1 protein-coding gene is annotated in these 623 nt (G+C 52.8%); it reads right to left on the reverse strand.

Annotated elements, in window-relative coordinates; translation table 11 throughout:
- Positions 1–623: aminotransferase class I/II-fold pyridoxal phosphate-dependent enzyme (locus B9T16_RS29130; protein ID WP_410246441.1), on the reverse strand; the 623-nt coding region annotated here is incomplete at both ends.

Genomic DNA, 623 nt, shown 5'->3' on the forward strand with positions numbered 1-623 from the left:
CCCCACCACTGCTACCAAAACCGGGCGCGGTGAGGCGACAGGCGGCCGCTTCTACCAAATCTGAACGCCCCGCCACATAACCMCCCGCCGCCGCAATAGTCMCCCCCGGATTTTTAATCAGGGAACCAGCTATCAAATCAGCCCCCACCGCCGTCGGTTCCCGGTCTTCCACAAACTCGCCATAGCAGTTGTCCACAAAACAGATAGTATCGGGATTTTGTGCCTTCACCATCTGGACAACCCTCTCAATATCAGCAATGGAAAGGGAATTGCGCCAGGAATAGCCACAAGAGCGCTGAATCAAAACCAAACGAGTATGGGGTGCGATCGCTGTTGATAAAGCCGACCAATCCAAACTTCCATCAGCACAAAGATCTAATTGTCGGTAAAGTATGCCAAACTCTATTAAGGAACCTTGACCTTTTCCGCGTAAACCGATAACCTCTTCGAGGGTATCGTAGGGAGAACCAACTACGGCCAGCATCTCATCCCCTGGACGCAGACACCCAAAAAGGGCACAGGCGATCGCATGAGTTCCAGAAACAAACTGGACTCGTACCGCCGCCGCWTCTGCGCCCATAACATCCSCAAACACGCGATCAAAAGTTTGACGACCGAGATCA

Source organism: Arthrospira sp. PCC 8006, assembly GCF_046480465.1.
GTDB classification, from domain to species: Bacteria; Cyanobacteriota; Cyanobacteriia; order Cyanobacteriales; family Microcoleaceae; genus Limnospira; species Limnospira platensis.